Here is an 18,297-nt window from a genome sequence, read left to right on the forward strand (position 1 = left end):
CGCGTTGCCCGCTCCCTGAATGGTCTGCACGCTTCCGTTGCCGGATTTGACGTTGAGCGTGCCGGAAGCGCCGTCCAGGGTTCCCGTAAAGGTGTGGGATGCACTGGAATTGACCGTCATTTCCGCACCGGACAGCTTCAGCGCACCGCCGCCTGCCAGACCGGAAACATTGTTCGTGGAGCCGGCAGCCGTTGAAAGGGCGGATCCCTCGCGGATGTCCAGCAGGACCCCGTCCAGGGAAGAACCGTTCCCCAGCGTCAGGGAGGAGGCCAGGCCTTCACCGCCCAGGGTCAGCGTACCGTCCCCGGAGATGGTGACGTCCGTCACATGGCTTCCCGCCGCCTGGGCGGTGACCACCAGCTGGGATCCGCGGCCCAGGTCCAGCGTTCCGCCGCCCGTTCCGGAAGACAGGGTTTCCACCGTCGTGGTGCGGGTGGCGCCGTCATTCCGGCCGCCCAGCGTGATGTCTCCTCCGGCCAGGTCCAGCGTGGACAGGCTGTTGGCCGCGCCGTTCAGCACGATTTTCCCTTCCGTGGAACTCAGCACGGAACCGTTCCCCGTGAAATTGCCCTCCACGGTCAGCGTTTCCGCTCCCTTCTTGATGAAGTCCACGTGGTCCCCGCTGATGGTGCCTCCGTAGCTGTTGCTTCCCGCGTCAATGTTCTGGACCAGGTCCACCACGGCGTGGTTTTCCGCGGCGTTGGCTGCCGTATTCGTCACCACCAGGGCGGCGTTGCTGCCTACCAGGTTACTGACTTTCAGGCCGTCCCCGTTCCGGGAGGCGTCCGGCGCACCGTTCAGGCTCACCTCGAGCGTGGCGCCGTTGATGCCTACGGCCTTGTAGGGGTCCAGCGTGGCGTAATTGTCGATGTAGGGGCTGTCCGAAGTGGGCGTGGTATCCACCAGATAAGTCAGGTCCGTATTGCCGCTGACCATCAGCGTTCCGTCCGCTCCCAGCACTTCCGTGACGGCATAGCCCAGGGAGGCCAGCAGGGGGGAGAAGGATATCTGCCTGTAGTTGTCCACGGACAGGGTTCCCGTAGTCAGCACCAGCCCTACCCCGTCCAGGGAGGCCCGGTTGGCGGCAAGCAGGTCCAGGACGGCCTGGTTGCTCAGGTTGATCGTCGTCGTGGCCGCGGAAAGCGTGAGGCTGTCCGCGTCAATGACGCCCGCCCCCGTACTGCCGCCCGCCGTCAGGCTGCCGCTGTCCAGCTTCAGGGTGACGGTCTTTCCGGTCATGTCCAGAGGTCCGTTGATTCCTGTCAGGCGCGTGAAATCCTCCATGACGATGGACTGCACCAGGCTGCCGGACAAGCCGCCCAGGCTGATGGTGTTTAACGAACCCTCTGTTCCGGCGGAAGCGGCTATTTCCACATTCCCGGTGGTTTTGCTCCCGGCATTCAGAAGATTGCCCTTCGTGACCAGGATGGCGTTGGCCGCATTCTGGGAAGCCAGGTCCAGCGTGCCGTTGTTGACGGTTACCTTTCCGGATCCCAGGGAACTGGCGTCCGTCAGGGTCACGGTGCCCGTGCCGGAAAGCGTCGTTGATCCGGAGAAGCCTGTATTGCCCCCGGCCAGTGTCACGTTCCCCGTGGTGTCGATCACCAGGGAGCCCGCGCCGGAGATGGCCCCGGCCCATGTACCGCCGTCCCCCAGGCGCGCCGTGGCTCCGCCCGCAATGGACAGGGCGCCCAGGAAAGTATTCGTCCCCGTGAGTTCCAATGTTCCACTATTGACGGCCAGCGTACTGCCCGCCGTTCCGCTGATCACTCCCGCATAGGAGAAGTCGCGTGCGAAGGCGAGTGTGGAATTGTTCTGGATGTCGATGCTGTCCCCCAGCTTCGTCACCGCAGTGCTGTTTACCGTCACCGTGCCGCGGTGCACCTTGAGCTGGCCGTCCAGATTGACGCCGCCCGTCAGCGTGATATTGCCCGCGCCCTGCGTGGAAAACGCCGTTCCACTCAAATCGCCGCTCAGGGTGACATCCCTGGTGGCAAATACCTGGTTGCCCGTAAACACGATGTCGTTGGCGAAGGTGCCTCCGGCCGTGCCGTTCCATTCCGTCCGGACATTGGAGTCCGCCAGATTCAGCACGGCATCAGCTCCCATGGTTACATTGTTGAGCTGGAAGTAGCCCGCCGTGACTGCCAGCGTACCCTGGAATGCCTCACTCATGTTCAGCACATTCGCGCCATAGCTCGTCCCCAGCCCCACGGAAACGGTACCCGTGCCGGACGCGTTCAGCGCCAGGGCCGTGTTATTATTCGTTCCGCTGACGGTCAGCACGGAACCTGCCGCCAGCTCCACGGTTTTTTCATGGGCCAGTTCCTTGGCAACGGTCGCCGTTACGTCATCCCCCAGCATCAGGGTGCCTCCCGTCCATTCCATGGAGGATGCCGTGAAGGCGGTGGCAAAGTTGCCGGAGGCCAGGTTCAGGGCTCCGCTCTGGAGGGAAATCATCCCCATGCCAGTCTGGACATCCGCCGTCGCCAGCGTCAGCGTGCCTCCGGCAATGGTGATGTCTCCGGCACCCAGGGAATGGGCGACCTGCGCCACCACTTCCCCCTGCTGGATGGAAATGGCTCCCGTCCAGCCCGTATTGTCCAGGTTCATGGTCAGGGTGCCTTCGCCGCGCTTGGTCAAGGTGCCGGCCGCAATCTTCCCGGTGCCGTCGGAGACGAATTCATAATCGCTCCCGGCGGCGTTGCTCACGGTGATGGAAGCCGGAGTCACCGGACCGGAGATCGTCACAGTCCCCGCCCCGGTATTGTTGAAGACGAGGTTCTTTCCTGCGGCCGTTTCCGAAGACCCGGAAATCCCCCACTGTTCCCCGGTGGTGGAATCGCTCCAATCCACTCCGGAGGTCCCCTGCCAGATCCAGACGTCTCCGGCCGAGGTCACCACCAGTTTCAGGGAGGTCCCCGTCTGCTGGAGCGTGTAAATCAGCGTTTCATCCCCGGTGTAGCCAGCCCAGTTGAAGATGGCGCTGCCGGAGTCAAGACCGCTCCCGGCTGTAATCAGCGTGTATTCCCCGGCATCCGTGATTCCCTCCAGCCCGTTCAGGGTCAGGGTGAAGGTTCCGGCTCCGAACGCGCCCGCCGCCGTGATGGCGGAGCTGATGTCCAGAGTCAGGGTGGAACCGGTCGTCACGTTCAGGGCGCCTGCGGTGCTCATCCTGGCGTTTGCGGCCATGGTTATATTGCCAAGGGACACGGCGCCTGCCCCCGTGAAGGCCAGCGTACCGCCCTGGATATTGGTGAGGCCCGTATAGCTGACCGCCCCGCCCAGCGTCAGCGTACCGTCGCTGACCTTGGTCAGGGAAAGCACCCCGTTCTGGTCATAGGAAACGGCAGTAGCCCCGTAGGCAATGGCGACCCCCTTGTCCGCAAGGGCGCCGTTGTACGTGCCGGAGCCCACCGTAAGCGTACGGGATCCCCCCACGGCGCCCACCTGGGAATTGATGTTGCCGTCCAGGGAGGCAATTTCAATGTCTCCCAGCACCCGCATGAAAGCGAACCCGGTGGTACTGTTCCCGGAATTGAGCGTGACGGAACCCTGGGCCATGGAAGAATACAGGTCCAGGCCCGCGCTATAACCGTTCGAGGCGTCAGCAACGATCATTCCGGTGAATCCGGAGGCGTCTCCGTTAATGATCATTTTACCGTTGGAGTTGTAGGCATTGTCTCCTGCGCCGCGTTTGTAGGTAAGTGTTCCATCCCCCGTCAGCGTACCGGTAAAGCCCATTTCCTTGGCCCAGCCCGCCATGCCGGTAAGCGTCACATCTCCGTTGACAGTAACGTTTCCGGTGAAATTGTACTGGTAATTGGTGGCGTTTGCCTGGGAGGCGTCATTCCACCTCAGGGAGACGGCATCAGAGGCGGTCGTCCCCAGAATCAGATCCGAGCCGATCACATGGTGGGAATTGCTTCTGCCGCTGACGTTCAACATCGTCCCGTTCTGGAGCGTTACCGAGGAGCCAGCGGAGCCCCAGTTGATGGAAGCTGTATTGTCCCCCACCTGAAGGTTGCCTTCCTCCACCAAAATGTGCCCGGAATTGGCCCCCGTCAGTCTCAGCACCCCTGCTCCGTTTTTCCGGACGGTACCGGCTCCCGTAATGTTGTTGGCGAAGGTAATCGCGGAAGGAGACACCAGATTGATGAAGGAACCAGCATCCGGAGAAAGGGAGAACGCCGGATCTGCTACGGTACCCAGATTGACGGTAACCGTCGCCCCGTTGGCCGCCCCCAGGAAGGAACCCGCGCCCCATGTGATGCCGGAGGTAGGCACGTCCGTATCATAACTGAATGCCAGAATGCCCTGTTGCACGGAAACCGTGGTTCCCGTTCCCAGAATGGAAGAAGAACCGATCACCAGGGCGCCCGTTCCTTCCTTGACGACGGAGGTGTTGGTCAGGGCTCCGGTTCCCCCAAACTCATAGCGGGTCGTGGAATTCCGGACCAGCACGGAGAGGGGGGAAACTTCCGAATCCAGCTGCACGCTGGAGACAGCCACCCCCGCCTGGTCTGCAAAGGATACGGCATGCCCCGCCGTGTAAGTGGCGGGAGTTCCGCCGTCCGTCCAGATATTCTCCGCGCTCCAGACTCCGCTGGCCCCGCCGGCCCACAGCAGCATGGGAATTTCCGTGTAAACCAGATCCCGGCCGTTCTCAAGGGAGATGGTGCCCCCCACTCCGTCCGCAAAGGATGCCTGGATGGAAGTGATGTTGCTCAGTCCGGTGGTGCTCAGAACAGTCATGCCGTCCGTCAGGGCGCCGAATTCGGACAGGTCCAGCTTCAATTCCCCCGACTCAGACAGGGAGAAGTTCCCGGCCAGCTGGACGGACGTTCCCGCGCCGCCTGCCAGCGCCAGCGTGCCGCCTGCCATGTTCAGGTTCCCCGTAAAGAAGGAGTCCTGGAACATTTTGACGATGTCAAACCCGGTCACGACGGTATTGGAAAAGGAAATGGCATGGTCCGAGGTGCTTCCGTAACCGCCCAGCAGCAGGGAGGAAGTCCCCCTGACCGTTCCTTCCGTGACATTCAGCGTGCTTCCTGTCCGGAACACGGCCTTTTTCACGATAAGGGAGGCATTTCCGTTGACGATGGACTTGGCGCCCCCGCCCCCAGCGTAAAGCGCGCCTTCATACGTGCCGCCGTCCAGAGTCAGCGTGGAATTGCCGCCCACCGTCGCGTTTCCCGCGCCGCCGCCTCCGGCATAGGAACCGCCATAGATATTGCCCGTGAAGACGGCTCCGGAAGAGGCGATGATGCTTACGTTCGTATCCCCGCCGATGGAAAAGTTCCTGGTCGTGCTGGTGCCGGTTCCCCCCGCATGGGAACCGCCTACAATGCTTTTGACGAAGTTGCCGGACGCGTTCCCCAGATCAATCGTCACATTGGTGCTTCCGGAAATCGTCCCCCCGGAAGCGGCATTGGTTTCGTACGCGCTGCCGCCAATGATGAAGCCCCTGGCTACGGAATTGAGCGTGATGGTTTCGTCCGTCTCGCTCTGCATGCTGCGCACGACAACGTAAGTGCTGCCGTCGATGTTGTTGACGGCATTGTGGGCTGCCGTTCCGCCGCCCACCAGGGACCCCTTGATCACGGCATTGCCGTCCACGGACACATAAATGTCCCCCGTGACTGTTGCGGACAGACCATCCTTGTAGTTGCCGCCCACGATCCAGTTCACGGCCGTATCCCCCTGGATCTGGGTATGGACGTCCCCGGTCACGTTCCACGCTCCGGTACCCGCCCAGTTGTTGGCATAGCTGCCGCCAATGATGATGTTGTAATCCCCGTCCCGTACATCCGTCCAGATTCCGGTGGTGATGGCCGTTCCTTCGGCATTGGTGGCGGCATTGTAATAGCCGCCGGCCAGGATGACGCCCGTCAGGCCATCTCCCGTTCCGGTCACGACGTTCACGGAACCGAAACCGTCCTGCATGGAGGAACCGCGGATGCCGTACAGAGACATGGTCTGCTGATCCGCCAGGGTGCCTGCCGCGGAGGCGGGGGAATTGCTCAATCCCCAGGCGGAATCCCATACCGTATCATAAGCGCCGGAGCCCGTAAACGTGATGACGGTTTTTCCGGACGAATTGCTGATGGTATACAGGGAGTCATCTATGTCCGCCAGCGTGAACCCACTGCCCAGGTTGACGCCCAGATCATAGGCTTTTCCTATCAGGGCGTCCGAACCGTACAGGTCCTGGAATTCCTGGAAAAGGGAAAAATCGATCAGTCCGGATGTGAATACTACGTTCTGCAAAACGGAGGAGACGTTGTCCATGGACGTGTAGTACAGGCGCCCGCCGTCCACAGTAACGCTCCCCGTGATGGTGCCCGCCCCGTTGGCGAGAATGCCCATGCCTTCTCCCACAGTAAAGGTATTCTGGAAATTCATGGTCCCGGCGGAAGCGGCGATCATGCCGCTGCCGCTTATTCCCGTCACCGTCAGATTGCCATTGCCCGCGTCCAGCCTGCCCCCGGCAAGCACGGCGTTGACGGAACCTGCCTTGGAAAGGACCGCACCGGAATTGACCGTATAAGTTCCCGTAAGCGCCACATTCTCCGTGAGATGCACCCAGCCGGACTGTGCCACGAAGTTGCCCGCCCCGGTCATGGAATTGTCAATGACATCAACCGCATCCCCCGCCGTGCCGTAATACGTAATGTACTGGCTGCCGGATGTAGTAGTTACCGCCGCAGTTCCCAGGGAACCGGAGGCGTTGATGCCCAGGGAGGTGGAATTCCGCGTGATGGCGATGGTTCCCCCCAGCTGGTTTTCCGTATTGGACAGGGTGTAATACGTGTATTCACTGTCCGGGCCGCTGATCGTGAAGCCGTTGGCCGCCGTGAGCACTCCCGTGAATTTGATGTTCTTGCCATACTGGGTCGTCATGTTGACGCCGCTGCCGAAGGTGGCCTCTCCGGAGAACGTAAAGCCGTTGCCGTTGATGGAATTGGCATCGTAACTGTAGTACCCGCTGACAGGTGGGCCGTCCTCCACGGTCAGCACCGTATCGTCCCCCAGGACGAACTTCTGGGTCCAGTTGACGTTCCCGGAATACAGGGAAAGCGTGCCGCTGCTGATTTTAAGGGTGGCGTCCGGAGACGCGGCAGGCGCCAGGGCCGTATCCTTGTCGGAATTGCCCAGCGTAAAGATGCCTCCCCCCACATAATCCACCGTGATGGAGCCGCCGAAGCTGCCGCCGTAGGAAGAGGAATCTCCGGTAATGGTCAGGGTAGTGCCTTCCCCGGTGATCAGGGCAGCCACATTGTCGTGTTCCAGCTTGCTGATGCTGGTGTCCACATTCGCCTGCAGTACGGAAGCCCCCGCCGCATAGCTGTAGCCGCCCAGCTTGATGGTGGCGTTCTGCGCCGCCAGGGCATGGTTGAGTTCCAGAATGTTGTTCCGGGTACCCCCGGTCGTGTTGGAATACAGGGAAATGACGCCGTTGAACGTACCCGGACCATTCAGAATCAATGATGAAATATTGGCTCCACCGCTGGCTATGCGATTCACTCTCAGCACGGCGTCTGCGGCATCCCCGTTTAAATTAGCGATGGTGGCCGTGCCCGGTCCGGAAAATTGGAGCGTGGTGGATGCCGTTACGTTCCCCGCGTCATAGGATACGGAGCCTCCGGAAGGCACCGTTACCTGGGTGCCGTCAAAAGTGATGTCCGCCCCAAGCGCCGTAGAGAGAGAGACGGTTACGGCAATGCCGGCAAGACCGGTTACAGCAACGGTTCCGACGGTGATCCCGGCGCAGGAAGTCACCAGTGCGGCCAGAAGACGCAGAGGAAGTCTTAATTTCATATGATGTATGTTTTCTATATTTCATGGGAGTTAAACAATGACCTCAAGCGAGGCGAATCGTACAACTTATTGTCATAAATACGTAACTCTCATTTTTCCGTCAAAAGAAAACTTCCCCGGCAAAAAAAGTTCTCCAAAACTTTTGCAGGAAAACAGACATACCCCCTCTATCTGACAAATATTCCCATCATCAAAATACCAGTCAACAAGTTCACCTTTATTATGTTAAATATATCTTCATTTTTGCCTATGTATGACAAACTTTTACACTATCCTTTTCCCTCTCTTCCGCGGCACAACAAAAACGGGGCCTTGTGCGGTTTCCCCGCACAAGGCCCCGGAACGGAAGCTTGTCAAAAAAACAGGAGCGTCAGCGTCTTATCTGGTCCATGGCAGCAGGAATTCCCCCGCATCCCTCCCTGCGGCAATGTGCTTGAGCAGGGCGCTCCCCAGCACGGCGGCGTCCGGACGGGCGTCTTCCGGCAGGGCCTCCAGCTGGTCCGGAGTCTGGAGGCCAAAGCCCAGCGCCAGCGGCACGTCAAACACGGAACGGGCGCGGCGCATGGTTTCCGCGACGCTTTGCGTCAAGTCCGCCTTTCCTCCCGTGGTTCCCAGCACGGAGACTACATAGACGAAGCCGGAAGTATGGGGCTTGTATTCCCGCATGCGTTCCGCGGAAGTGTTGGGAGCCACCAGTGTCACGAGCGTCAGCCCATAAGGGGCAAAAGCCTCCCTGAACATGCCGGATTCCTCCAGCGGCATGTCCGGCACAATGAAGCCGTGAACGCCCGCTTCTGCCGCATCCCGTGCCAGCTTTTCCAGGCCGTACTGATAAAAGGGGTTCACGTAGCCCATCAACGCCAGCTTGGCGGAGAACTGTCCCTTGCGGGCTTTCAGTCCGTCCAGAATCCATTTCAGGCTGACGCCGCGGGCCAGCGCATCACGGGAGGCCTGTTCAATGACGGGGCCATCCGCCACGGGATCGGAAAACGGAACGCCTATCTCGATGATATCCGCTCCGGCCCCGTCAATGCGCGCCAGATGGGTCCAGAAGGAGTCCATGTCCGGAAAGCCGGCGGTGATGAAGGGGATGACGGCCCGGCGGCCCCTGGCATGGGCCTGTTCAACGGCTTCCTGCAACGGTGATTTCTGCATATTGTTCATGGAAAAGCGGTCATTTAAATGTTGAGATATTTTTTCACGATTCCAAGGTCCTTGTCTCCCCGTCCGGAGAGGTTGACCAGAACGTCCCCGCCCTGGGGCAGTTCTTCCGCGTGGTCCAGCACCCAGGCCACGGCATGGGAGGATTCCAGTGCCGGAATGATGCCTTCCTCCCTGGTGAGCGTCTGGAAGGCGTTCAACGCGGAAGCGTCGCAAATCACGCCGTAATGCACGCGGCCTGTTTCCGCCAGATGGGAATGTTCCGGCCCCACGCCGGGATAATCCAGCCCGGCGGAGATGGAATGGGAAGGCAGAATCTGGCCGTCCCTGTCCTGCAGCAGCATGGTCACATGGCCGTGCAGCACGCCGGGGCTGCCCAGGTTGATGGGAGCGGAGTTGTAGCAGCCGGGTTCCCCGGTGCCTCCCGCTTCCACGCCCACCAGGCGCACCTCCCGGTCTTCCACAAAGGGGTGGAGCATGCCGATGGCGTTGGAACCGCCGCCCACGCATGCCACCACCACGTCCGGAAGCCTTCCGGCGCGCTCCAGCATCTGGACGCGGGCCTCCCGGCCGATGACGGACTGGAGCTGCCTGACCAGCGTGGGGAACGGGTGGGGACCCGCCGCCGTACCGAAACAATACAGGGTATCATCCTGATGGGAAATCCAGTAGCGGAGGGCCTCATTGATGGCATCCTTCAAGGTGCGGGAACCGCTCTCAATCGGGAAGACCCTCGCGCCCAGAAGCTTCATGCGCATCACATTCATGGACTGGCGTTCCACGTCCTCCGCACCCATGAAAATGGTACAGTCCATCTTGAGACGGGCCGCCGCCGTGGCCGTAGCCACGCCGTGCTGCCCCGCTCCGGTTTCCGCAATGAGGTGCGTTTTCCCCATCATGCTGGCCAGCAGGGCCTGCCCCAGCGCGTTATTGATCTTGTGGGCGCCCGTGTGCAGGAGGTCCTCCCGCTTCAGCCACAGGCGGAAGCCCAGCTTTTCCGACAGGTGGGGGCAGAATGTGAGAGGTGTTTCACGGCCCGCGTAGTTGACCAGCAGGTCCTGCAATGCATCCCGGTATTCCGGAGACTGCATGATGGTGGCCATGGCCTGTTCCAGTTCCATCAGGGGGGGGCGCAATGCCTCCGGAACGAAACGGCCGCCGAAATTGCCGAAGTATCCTTCTTTATTGTTCATGCGATGTGGTAAGGGGTATAGGAGATGAGGGGCCTGAGGGCCGCCAGCAGTTTCTGCGGGCTTTTCTGGCCGGGGATGGCTTCTACGCCGGAGTTCAAATCAATGCCGTTCGGGGTGCACTGTTCCAGCGCCTTGTTCAGGGAGGAGGAGGAAAGTCCGCCCGCCAGGAACCAGGGCCGCGGGGATTTCAGGGAAGTCAGGGCGCTCCAGTCCAAAGAAACGCCGTGGCCGCCGCCCTGGCTGCCGGCGTCCAGCAGGAACCAGGCGCAGCTGTCCGCCCACAAGTCCATCTCCTTCTGCAGGGCGTCCAGGGTCCCATACCGGTCCGGCCACAGCACGCGGATCACCTTTTCCGGGCCAATGCGGCGCGCGCAGTCCAGGGACTGGGAGCCGTGGAGCTGGGCGAATTCTAGCCGGGCCGTTTTCATGGTCTCCATGATTTCCTCCGCATTCTGGTTCACGAACACGCCCACGCGGCGGATTAATGCGGAATCCAGCGCGGCGGCGCGTTCCGGCGCAATGTAACGCGGGCTTTTGGGATGGAATACGAACCCGCAGAAGTGGGCCCCCATCCCCATGGCTGTTGACAAATCGCTCTGGCGGGTAATCCCGCACACCTTAATGGCAAATGAATGCTTCTTCATCTTGTTTCTTCTAAAATTGCAGCCAGTTTTTCACCCGGCTTTCCGCCGTCCATCAGGGCTGTTCCCATCAGTACGGCCTGGAAGCCCGCTTCCGCGGCTTCCCTGAGATGCGCCCCGGCGCTCATGGCGCTGGCGGCTATCCATACTTCCCCGTCACGGCGGAGTTTCCCCAGGCCCACGCAGGCCTGCCTGTCCGTTTTCAATGTATCCAGGTCACGGGCGTTTACCTGGATGATGCGTGCGCCGGACTCCCGGGCGAGCGCCAGGTCAGCCTCGTCAAAGATTTCCACGACGGCGTGCATGCCGTAGGCTTCCGCCTGTTCCCGCAGGGTGCGGAGAATCCGCGCATCAGGAGTCAGGCGCACGATAAGCAGCAGGGCGGAGGCCGGCGTGGACGCCGTCTCCATCACCTGGAGCTGGTGGAAAATGAAATCCTTGCGGAGCATGGGAATCCCGGTGCGGTGCATGCGTTCCAGATACCCGATGCGGCCGCCGAAGAACCGTTCTTCCGTCAGCACGGAGATGCAGGAAGCTCCCGCCCCGGCATATTGCTCCGCCACTTCCTCCGGCTTCAAGCCGGTGGCGATCACTCCGCGCGACGGAGAGGACTGCTTGAACTCCGCGATCACCGCCACAGGCTGCCCGGAGGGGGGAGTCTCAATGGCTTTCAGAAAATCCGGCCTGCGCCCCTTCCAGGGGCGGGGCAGTTCCCGCCGGGACGCCAGGTCCGTGAGCAGGGCGATTTCCTCCGCCTTGGCTTCCCTGAACTGTTCAAGCAGCATGAAGCGTTCTCCTTCCTACGCCGGCGCAGACGGCCTCCCGTGCCTTCGCCATGCAGACGGCCAGGTCCATGTGGTCCTCCAGCAGGAACATGGCCACGCCCACATTCAGGATCACCATGTCCATCATGGCGCGCGGCCCCTTGCCGTACAGAATATCCTTCAGCACGGCCACGGCTTCCTCTTTGGAATGAACGGCCAGATCCTCCGGATCACAGGGCTGGATGCCGTAGTCGGCGGGGTCCAGGGTCATGGGCGTCAGCTTCCCGTTGTGGACGATCATCATCTTGGTGGGGCCCAGCGGCGTCACCTCGTCATACCCCCCTGCCCCGTACACCACGGCCGCCTTGCGGATGTGGGACTGGCTGAGGGTTTCCGCCAGCAGCTCCACCAGTTCCGGCCGGGCCACCCCCAACAGAATGTGGGTGGGGCGCGCCGGGTTGATCAGCGGCCCCAGCAGGTTGAACAGGGTGCGGATGCCCAGTTCCCTGCGGATGGGCCCCACATTGCGGAAGGCGGGATGGAAATTCGGCGCGAACAGGAAGGCGAAGTTCCTTTCGTCCAGCAGGTGCTGCACGTCCTCCGGAGCCACGTCCAGCGGGAATCCCAGGCCTTCCAGGGCGTCCGCGGAGCCGCAGGAGGAGGATACGGCGCGGTTGCCGTGCTTCACCACCTTGTAGCCCATGCCCGCCAGCGTCAGGGACGTGGCGGTGGAACAATTGAAAGAACTGCGGCCGTCGCCGCCCGTGCCTACTACGTCAATGCAGTCCCCCTCCAGGCCTTCCACGCGGTTGGCGCGGCCCAGGGCGATGCCCACGGCATGGGCCATTTCCAGCGGGGTTTCCCCCTTCATGCGCAGGCCCATCAGGAAGCAGCCCGCCTGGGCGGGAGTCATGCGCCCGTCCATGATGTCCGCAAAACCGGCGGCAGCCATGTCAGCCGTCAAGTCCTGCCCGGCGGCCAGCGTGTCCAGAATGCGGTTGATTCTCTTTTCCTTCTGCCCGGACGGAACGACGTTGTCCGGAAAGTTCCCCAGGAGCTGAAGGCCGTCCGGAGTCAGGATGGATTCCGGATGGAACTGGATGCCCACCCAGGGGCGGTCATTGTAGCGCAGGGCCATGACTTCCCCTTCAGGCCCGCGGGAAGTGACGGTGAAGCGCGGATTCGGCTCGTCCTCCTTGGACTGCACCACCAGGGAATGGTAGCGGCCTACGGTCATGGGGTTGGGGAGTCCGCTGAACAATCCCTTGCCGTCGTGGATGATGTCCGAACTCTTGCCGTGCATCACGTACGGAGCGCGGGAAACCTCCGCCCCGGCGAAGTAGCCCAGAAGCTGGTGTCCCAGGCATACGCCCAGCACGGGAACGGTGGCGGGAAGTCGCTTCAGGAATTCCAGGCACAGCCCGGCATTGCGCGGATGGCTGGGACCGGGGGAAATGCACACGGCCTCCAGATCCGGGCTGGCGGCCAGGTCCAGAATGCGCGGATCATCGTTCGCGTACACCACGGGCTTGCGGCCCAGGGCATAAAACGCCTGCACCAGATTCCACGAAAAGGAATCGTAATTATCAATGAACAGAAACATGGTCTTCTCCTTTCAATATCACGTCAATAATCTTGCCCTTGTTCATGCATTCCTGCCATTCCGCGGCCGGATCGGAATCGTACACGATCCCGGCGCCCGCCTGCCAGTGAATGCGGCCATTCTTCACCCACATGCTGCGGATGGTGATGCCGGAATCCATGTGAACGCCATTCTTGTCCAGCCCCAGCCAGCCGATGCACCCGGCGTACGGGCCTCGCGGCAGGGGCTCTTCCTCCGCCAGGATTTCCATGGCGCGCACCTTGGGGGCGCCGCTGACCGTCCCGGCGGGGAAGGCCGCGCCGAGGATGTCCAGGGTATCCAGCCCGTCATTCACCTGGGCGGTCACGCGGGAAGTCATGTGCATCACATGGGAAAAACGTTCAATCTCCATCAGCCGTTCCAGTTTCACGGAGCCGGGCTTGGCGACGCGGCCCAGGTCGTTGCGGCCCAGATCCACCAGCATCACATGTTCCGAACATTCCTTCGGGTCCTTCAGCAAGTCGGCGGCCAGGGCGGCATCCTCCTCATCATCCCTGCCGCGCTTGCGCGTCCCGGCAATGGGAGAGAGCTGGAGCTTGCCGTCCGTGCAGCGCACCATCAGTTCCGGGGAGGACCCGAACAGCGTTACATCCGGCAAGCGCATGAAGAACATGTACGGAGAGGGATTGATGCTGCGCATGCGGCGGTACAGCGTGAAGGCGTCCCCGTGAAACTCCGCAGAGGCCTGGGAGGAAAGCACCACCTGGATAGCTTCCCCGTCGTGCAGCAGTTCCTTGATATGCTCCACGCCTTTCATGTAGGCCGCCTGGTCCGGCGTGCGGGAGACATCGCCGATGGAAGGTTCCTCCGTTTCATGAAGCGGAGCGTGGGCCAGGTCCCGGTGTTCTCCCAGGCTGATCTGGGTGAGGCGGTTGTACAAATGGTCAAACACGATCACGGTACCGGCCAGAACCAGGCAGGCTTCCGCGGAAGAGGGGGGAATGGCCTGCGCCAGCTTAGGCTGGAACAGGGCTGCCGTTTCATAGCCGAAGTAGCCGTACAAAGCCCGCGTGATGGGAGCCTGCCTCTTGTCGTCCCCCACCAGTTCCAGACGCTGCATCAGGGAGCGCAGGCCGTCCAGATAAGGCATGCCGTCCAGCTCCTTCAGGGAAGCCAGCCGGTCGTCATTGATGGTGAGGGAAAGCCTGGCGTCCACACAGGAAACGGTCATCAGGTAATCGCAGGCGATGACGCTGTAACGGCCCCATCTGCCGTCCACTTCCGCGCTTTCCAGCAAAAGTCCGGGGGTTTGATCCTGGGTCAGGCTCAGGAACAGGCTGATAGGCGTCTCCAGGTCGGCGCTCAGGCGCCGGCTGCGCTGTTGGAGGGTGATGATGGATGGTGGTTGCATGAATGAATCATTGTGTAAGTTGAAAATAAAAAAACTGCTTTGACTCTCGGAGGAATCAAAGCAGTTCTTGAAAGATGGTCATAGCTGCATGCTATTACTGCACATCGGGATTCCCCCGTCCGGACATGGGTACACGCCACCAATAGCCGTTGCCGTAATAACGGGTGTTGCTAAAAAAGGGCTGTACTGTGCTGAATGGCATCTGGGCGTTTTATTACTCTTCTCCCCTCCCCTTGTCAAAAGAACTTTCCGTCAATGGCAAAAAAAATCAGGGAATCCTTCCTGCCAGCCAGTATAAAGAACTCTTTCTACAAGGTGCGATAAAAAAGAACGCCAAAAAACGGAAGAACCGTCTGCATGGCCCTTCACAGGCATGAAATGCCGGATTGCGCCCCGGATTCACCGGCTACTGTTGCTCTCCGTCTGCACGGCCTTCCATTTCCAAAAGACGGCATTTGGCAGCAAGAAGCGCCTCCCGTGAGCGGTATGCCTCCAGACGGAAGGAAGACTGCCCCGCCAGCATTTCCTGAAACAGACGGCATTCCTCTTCATGAAGGGCCACAATTTCCTTTTGAAAGTCTATCCGTTCCTTGCGGGAAGCAGCATGGTCGCGGCGGAATTCCAGAAGCTGCAATCTGGCTGGAACGGTCTCCGACCAATGGCACAACCCGGATTTGTAGCGCTCTTTCATCAGGTCATCCATCTTGACCAGGATTTGCTCCCGTTCCTGCAGGAGTGATTTCAACGTATCCTCTCCCGGTGAGACGGAAGCAAGGCATGCCGTCAGCAATAAAAGCAGGGCAGTTCTCATTACCGCCTTTTTACGCCGCAGAAAAACCGAATCAAGCAGAAAAAACGGCGTTCATCCCTGAAAGGCAAATACTTTTTCTCATGCAAAAAACGGGAGCGCCGCCAGTTTCCGCGAACGCTCCCGTCATGGTGATTCAATAAGCTCCCGGCTTAGAACAGGGTCACGGCGATGTTGACGCCGGCGGTGACGATGGCCACCATGCTCATCAGCTTGATCAGGATGTTCAGGGACGGGCCGGACGTATCCTTGAAGGGATCGCCCACCGTGTCCCCGATGACGGCGGCCTTGTGGCTTTCCGAACCCTTGCCGCCCACATGGCCCTGCTCAATGTACTTCTTGGCATTGTCCCATGCGCCGCCGGAATTCGCCATGAACACGGCCAGGACGAAGCCGGAGGCCAGGCCGCCGGCCAGCAGGCCGAACACGCCGGGAACGCCGAACACGAGGCCCATGCAGATAGGGGTGATGACGGCCAGAACGGACGGCCAGATCATTTCATGCTGGGCGCCCGCCGTGGAGATTTCCACGCAGCGCACGTAATCCGGTTCCGCCTCCCCGGTCAGAATACCCTTGATTTCCTTAAACTGGCGGCGAACTTCCTTCACCATCTTTTCAGCGGCGCGGCCCACGGCATTCATGGTCAGGCCGCAGAACAGGAAGGACATCATGGCGCCCACGAACAGGCCCATGAGCACCTTCGGGTTCATCAAGGTCACCTGGAAGTAGCCCATGAACTCGGACAGGGTGCAGGTGGTGATTTTGGACACCTCCACGCTCACGGCGTCATTGATCTTGTACATGGTGTTTCCGGTGGCCTCACTCCAGTGCAGGATGGAAATCTTCAACTCTTCAATATAGGAGGCCAGCAGGGCCAGCGCAGTCAGGGCGGCGGAACCAATGGCGAAGCCCTTGCCCGTGGCGGCGGTCGTATTGCCCAGCGCATCCAGGGCATCCGTGCGGCGGCGCACCTCCGGGTCCAGCTTGCTCATCTCCGCGTTGCCACCGGCGTTGTCGGAAATGGGGCCGTAGGCGTCCGTAGCCAGCGTCAGGCCCAGGGTGGAAAGCATGCCGACGGCGGCAATGCCGATGCCGTACAGGCCCTTGCCCATTTCAGCGCCGGTGAAATGCCAGTCCCCGGAAGCCATGCCGTAGGCCAGCACCGTACCCACGACAATCGTAACAACGGGGATGCAGGTGGAAATCATGCCGATTCCGATGCCGGAAATGATGACGGTGGCAGGCCCCGTCTTCGCGCTGTGGGCGATCTTGCGGCAGGGATAGGAGTCATGGGACGTGTAATGTTCCGTACTCTTCCCGATGATGATGCCCACCGCCAGGCCGGTCACGATCGCGCCCCAGATGCCGGCCCAGTTGTCCAGCCCGATGAGCTGGAGCAGGAAGGCGGAGGCAATGGCGATCAGGAAGGAACTGAGGTTGATGCCGCGGTTCAGGGCGGCCATCAGTTCCGTCTGGGAAGCGCCGCGCTTTACGCGCACCGCATAGACGCCCAGCAGGGAAAGAACGGTGCCGAGGGCGGCGATCAGCATGGGCGTGAGAACGGCCTTGATGGCCATGTCCGGCACGGCCATGTAAGCCGCAGCGCCCAGGGCGGCGGAAGCCAGGATGGAGCCGCAGTAGGACTCGTAAAGGTCAGCGCCCATGCCGGCCACGTCGCCCACGTTGTCCCCCACGTTATCCGCAATGGTGGCGGGGTTGCGGGGATCGTCTTCCGGAATGCCGGCTTCCACCTTCCCCACCAGGTCGGCGCCTACGTCTGCGGCCTTCGTGAAAATGCCGCCGCCCACGCGGGCGAACAGGGCCTGGAGAGAAGCGCCCATGCCAAAGGTCAGCATCGTCGTAGTGATCACCACCAGGCGGGTGGACAGTTCCATTTCTCCATAAAACCAGTCCAGAATCCAGTACCAGGCGCCGATGTCCAGCATGGCAAGGCCCACCACGGTCAGACCGAGAACGGCGCCGGAGCGGAAGGCGATCTGAAGGCCGGCATCAAGAGAATGACGGCAGGCATTCGCCACGCGGCCGGAAGCGTACGTGGCCGTCTTCATGCCGATGTACCCGGCAAGGCCGGAGAAAAAGCCGCCGGAAATAAATGCAAAGGGCACCCAGGGATTCTGAATGTGCAGGCAGTAGGCCAGAAAGGCGAAAACGACCGTGATCAGCACGAAAAAAATGGCAACAATCTTGTATTGCTGCCGGAGGTAGGCCATCGCACCGCTGCGAACATGCTTGGCGATCATTCTCATGACGTCGTTCCCCTCATCCTGGGCCTTCATACGGTAAAAAAACACGCCCGCGAAAACGAGGGCCAGCACGGAAGCCGATGGGATGAGCCAAAATAAATCCTGGATGGTTATCATTGTCAGTACACTTTAAATTAAAGTGGTGGGATCATAGCACCCGCTCCACTTTACTCCAAGAAAAAACCGCCGCTCGGAAGGGAAAATTCACCTTCTTGCGGAAAGACCAGTGCATAGGGAAAGTCCTGAGTATTCCCCGAAGAAACAAGCGCGGCGCGGATTAATCCAATTTGCCGCCGGACGCCCCGGAGACGGCCAGAGCCCGCTCTTCCGCCTTCCTCGCCCAGGCCCGCCCCTTCTCCTTGTCTCCCTCCACCCCGTACCCCATGAAAGAGCAAAATGCCACGTTATTACAGGCCAGCGGGGCTCCCTGCTCGGCGGCTTTCAAAAACTATTTGAACGCCTCTCCACGATCCCGGGGGACGCCCTTGCCATGAAGGTAGCATAAGCCAAGGCTATTCTGGCTGGAAGCGTGCCCCTGCTCCGCCGCCTGCCGTATCCAGAAAAAGCTTTTTCCCATATCCTTTTCCACTCCGTCTCCCTTCGCGTAAGCCTGCCCCAGTTCAAGCTGCGCCCGCGCATCACCCCGCTCTGC

At 60.8% G+C, this 18,297-nt stretch carries 11 protein-coding genes; 1 reads left to right on the top strand and 10 read right to left on the bottom strand.

Going from position 1 to position 18,297, the window contains the following annotated elements; all coding sequences use genetic code 11:
- The 7 genes from LIO64_RS04605 to LIO64_RS04635 form a co-directional block, all read right to left on the bottom strand.
- On the bottom strand, positions 1 to 7,821 hold a 7,821-nt coding region (locus LIO64_RS04605), incomplete at its 3' end, for an autotransporter-associated beta strand repeat-containing protein (RefSeq protein WP_290548275.1).
- 378 nt (positions 7,822 to 8,199) lie between these two features.
- Positions 8,200 to 8,976, bottom strand: coding sequence for a tryptophan synthase subunit alpha (gene trpA, locus LIO64_RS04610; protein WP_290548276.1), 777 nt, complete (start codon positions 8,974 to 8,976; stop codon positions 8,200 to 8,202).
- Between the two features lie 23 nt (positions 8,977 to 8,999).
- Positions 9,000 to 10,175, bottom strand: coding sequence for a tryptophan synthase subunit beta (gene trpB / locus LIO64_RS04615; RefSeq protein ID WP_290548277.1), 1,176 nt, complete (start codon positions 10,173 to 10,175; stop codon positions 9,000 to 9,002).
- The gene (locus LIO64_RS04620) at positions 10,172 to 10,819 is read right to left on the bottom strand and encodes a phosphoribosylanthranilate isomerase (protein WP_290548278.1); all 648 of its coding nucleotides are present in this window, start codon (positions 10,817 to 10,819) and stop codon (positions 10,172 to 10,174) included. Before LIO64_RS04620 ends, trpB begins: the two co-directional genes overlap by 4 nt.
- A complete protein-coding gene (locus tag LIO64_RS04625) occupies positions 10,816 to 11,601 on the bottom strand; it encodes an indole-3-glycerol-phosphate synthase (protein ID WP_290548279.1) in 786 nt (261 codons plus the stop codon). Before LIO64_RS04625 ends, LIO64_RS04620 begins: the two co-directional genes overlap by 4 nt.
- Entirely contained in the window at positions 11,591 to 13,183 is a 1,593-nt protein-coding gene (trpD, locus tag LIO64_RS04630; RefSeq protein ID WP_290548280.1) for an anthranilate phosphoribosyltransferase, read from the bottom strand. Before trpD ends, LIO64_RS04625 begins: the two co-directional genes overlap by 11 nt.
- On the bottom strand, positions 13,167 to 14,573 hold the full coding sequence (locus tag LIO64_RS04635) for an anthranilate synthase component I family protein (RefSeq protein ID WP_290548281.1): 1,407 nt from the start codon (positions 14,571 to 14,573) through the stop codon (positions 13,167 to 13,169). Before LIO64_RS04635 ends, trpD begins: the two co-directional genes overlap by 17 nt.
- Positions 14,574 to 14,806: 233 nt before the next feature.
- Between LIO64_RS04635 and LIO64_RS04640 the strand changes: the two genes are divergently transcribed.
- A complete protein-coding gene (locus LIO64_RS04640) occupies positions 14,807 to 14,950 on the top strand; it encodes a hypothetical protein (protein ID WP_290548282.1) in 144 nt (47 codons plus the stop codon).
- Between the two features lie 29 nt (positions 14,951 to 14,979).
- On the opposite strand, the gene LIO64_RS04645 is transcribed toward LIO64_RS04640, so the two are convergent.
- The 3 genes from LIO64_RS04645 to LIO64_RS04655 form a co-directional block, all read right to left on the bottom strand.
- The gene (locus tag LIO64_RS04645) at positions 14,980 to 15,384 is read right to left on the bottom strand and encodes a hypothetical protein (protein ID WP_290548283.1); all 405 of its coding nucleotides are present in this window, start codon (positions 15,382 to 15,384) and stop codon (positions 14,980 to 14,982) included.
- A gap of 149 nt (positions 15,385 to 15,533) precedes the next feature.
- Positions 15,534 to 17,762: a sodium-translocating pyrophosphatase gene (locus LIO64_RS04650; RefSeq protein WP_290548284.1), complete on the bottom strand. Its 2,229-nt coding sequence runs from the start codon at positions 17,760 to 17,762 to the stop codon at positions 15,534 to 15,536.
- A gap of 160 nt (positions 17,763 to 17,922) precedes the next feature.
- Positions 17,923 to 18,048 (bottom strand): hypothetical protein, encoded by a 126-nt coding sequence (locus LIO64_RS04655; protein WP_290548285.1) that lies wholly within the window; start codon positions 18,046 to 18,048, stop codon positions 17,923 to 17,925.
- Between the last annotated feature and the right edge of the window lie 249 nt (positions 18,049 to 18,297).

Origin of the sequence: Akkermansia sp., assembly GCF_020860705.1 — a bacterium.
Taxonomy (GTDB): Bacteria; Verrucomicrobiota; Verrucomicrobiia; order Verrucomicrobiales; family Akkermansiaceae; genus Akkermansia.